General features: G+C 48.0%; 3 protein-coding genes and 1 pseudogene. 1 reads left to right on the top strand and 3 read right to left on the bottom strand.

The features are described from left to right. Nucleotides 1-344 (bottom strand): annotated as a pseudogene (locus FTV28_RS13375) (IS6-like element IS26 family transposase); the annotation flags it as partial. Nucleotides 345-473: 129 nt separating this feature from the next. Here FTV28_RS13375 and FTV28_RS13380 point away from each other — a divergent pair. Further along, nucleotides 474-1,289, top strand: coding sequence for an APH(3')-I family aminoglycoside O-phosphotransferase (locus FTV28_RS13380; RefSeq protein ID WP_000018323.1), 816 nt, complete (start codon nucleotides 474-476; stop codon nucleotides 1,287-1,289). A gap of 136 nt (nucleotides 1,290-1,425) precedes the next feature. Here the strand turns inward: FTV28_RS13380 and FTV28_RS13385 are convergent, their stop codons facing one another. Beyond that, nucleotides 1,426-1,827 carry a LysR substrate-binding domain-containing protein gene (locus FTV28_RS13385; protein ID WP_001183556.1) on the bottom strand — a complete coding sequence of 134 codons (402 nt, stop codon included), beginning with the start codon at nucleotides 1,825-1,827 and terminating at the stop codon, nucleotides 1,426-1,428. Between the two features lie 39 nt (nucleotides 1,828-1,866). Continuing rightward, nucleotides 1,867-2,354, bottom strand: a 488-nt coding sequence (locus FTV28_RS13390; RefSeq protein ID WP_032067477.1) for an IS6-like element IS26 family transposase, incomplete at its 5' end; no start/stop codon positions are given.

Raw genomic sequence — 2,354 nt, forward strand, 5'->3', positions numbered from 1 at the left:
GCAGCTTTGCTGTTACGACGGGAGGAGAGATAAAAATCGACAGTGCGGCCCCGGCTGTCGACGGCCCGGTACAGATACGCCCAGCGGCCATTGACCTTCACGTAGGTTTCATCCATGTGCCACGGGCAAAGATCGGAAGGGTTACGCCAGTACCAGCGCAGCCGTTTTTCCATTTCAGGCGCATAACGCTGAACCCAGCGGTAAATCGTGGAGTGATCGACATTCACTCCGCGTTCAGCCAGCATCTCCTGCAGCTCACGGTAACTGATGCCGTATTTGCAGTACCAGCGTACGGCCCACAGAATGATGTCACGCTGAAAATGCCGGCCTTTGAATGGGTTCATGTGCAGCTCCATCAGCAAAAGGGGATGATAAGTTTATCACCACCGACTATTTGCAACAGTGCCGATAAAAATATATCATCATGAACAATAAAACTGTCTGCTTACATAAACAGTAATACAAGGGGTGTTATGAGCCATATTCAACGGGAAACGTCTTGCTCGAGGCCGCGATTAAATTCCAACCTGGATGCTGATTTATATGGGTATAGATGGGCTCGCGATAATGTCGGGCAATCAGGTGCGACAATCTATCGATTGTATGGGAAGCCCGATGCGCCAGAGTTGTTTCTGAAACATGGCAAAGGTAGCGTTGCCAATGATGTTACAGATGAGATGGTCAGACTAAACTGGCTGACGGCATTTATGCCTCTTCCGACCATCAAGCATTTTATCCGTACTCCTGATGATGCATGGTTACTCACCACTGCGATCCCCGGGAAAACAGCATTCCAGGTATTAGAAGAATATCCTGATTCAGGTGAAAATATTGTTGATGCGCTGGCAGCGTTCCTGCGCCGGTTGCATTCGATTCCTGTTTGTAATTGTCCTTTTAACAGCGATCGCGCATTTCGTCTCGCTCAGGCGCAATCACGAATGAATAACGGTTTGGTTGATGCGAGTGATTTTGATGACGAGCGTAATGGCTGGCCTGTTGAACAAGTCTGGAAAGAAATGCATAAGCTTTTGCCATTCTCACCGGATTCAGTCGTCACTCATGGTGATTTCTCACTTGATAACCTTATTTTTGACGAGGGGAAATTAATAGGTTGTATTGATGTTGGACGAGTCGGAATCGCAGACCGATACCAGGATCTTGCCATCCTATGGAACTGCCTCGGTGAGTTTTCTCCTTCATTACAGAAACGGCTTTTTCAAAAATATGGTATTGATAATCCTGATATGAATAAATTGCAGTTTCATTTGATGCTCGATGAGTTTTTCTAATCAGAATTGGTTAATTGGTTGTAACACTGGCAGAGCATTACGCTGACTTGACGGGACGGCGCTTCCCTACCCTCATGGCCGCCTCCCAGGAATCGACCCAGGTGCTTATCGTGGACATAATCCTTTACTCATAAATTTATCTTATTCCATTATTGTACCTGTCACGCAAAACTTGCAGAAAAGCCATAAACGCAGGAGAATCCTGTCGGCGGTGAGGATAATAAATATGGTAGCCGTCAAAATATGGACACCACTCGGTCAGAACAGCAATCAGCTTGCCGCTTTTGATATATCCATCTGCAACATACTCGGGAATATAGGCAATCCCCAGCCCGTCTAATGCTGCATCGAGCTGATGAATCGTGCTGTTCGCAATATATTGCCCTTTGACTTTCAGACTGAATTTCTGAGCATCTTTCTCGAATTCCCAGGCGTACAATCCACTCGTATCAGAATAGCGGACGTTAATGCAGTTGTGGTTCAAAAGATCCTGCGGCTTCCTGGGCTTAGCATAACGCTTAAAATGGCACTGTTGCAAAGTTAGCGATGAGGCAGCCTTTTGTCTTATTCAAAGGCCTTACATTTCAAAAACTCTGCTTACCAGGCGCATTTCGCCCAGGGGATCACCATAATAAAATGCTGAGGCCTGGCCTTTGCGTAGTGCACGCATCACCTCAATACCTTTGATGGTGGCGTAAGCCGTCTTCATGGATTTAAATCCCAGCGTGGCGCCGATTATCCGTTTCAGTTTGCCATGATCGCATTCAATCACGTTGTTCCGGTACTTAATCTGTCGGTGTTCAACGTCAGACGGGCACCGGCCTTCGCGTTTGAGCAGAGCAAGCGCGCGACCATAGGCGGGCGCTTTATCCGTGTTGATGAATCGCGGGATCTGCCACTTCTTCACGTTGTTGAGGATTTTACCCAGAAACCGGTATGCAGCTTTGCTGTTACGACGGGAGGAGAGATAAAAATCGACAGTGCGGCCCCGGCTGTCGACGGCCCGGTACAGATACGCCCAGCGGCCATTGACCTTCACGTAGGTTTCATCCATGTGCCACGGGC

Source organism: Acinetobacter sp. YH12252 (assembly GCF_013417365.1).
Lineage (GTDB): Bacteria > Pseudomonadota > Gammaproteobacteria > Pseudomonadales > Moraxellaceae > Acinetobacter > Acinetobacter towneri.

Coding starts and splice junctions, on each gene's coding strand:
- FTV28_RS13380 (WP_000018323.1), top strand. CDS start 474: ATGAGCCATATTCAACGGGAAACGTCTTGCTCGAGGCCGCGATTAAAT.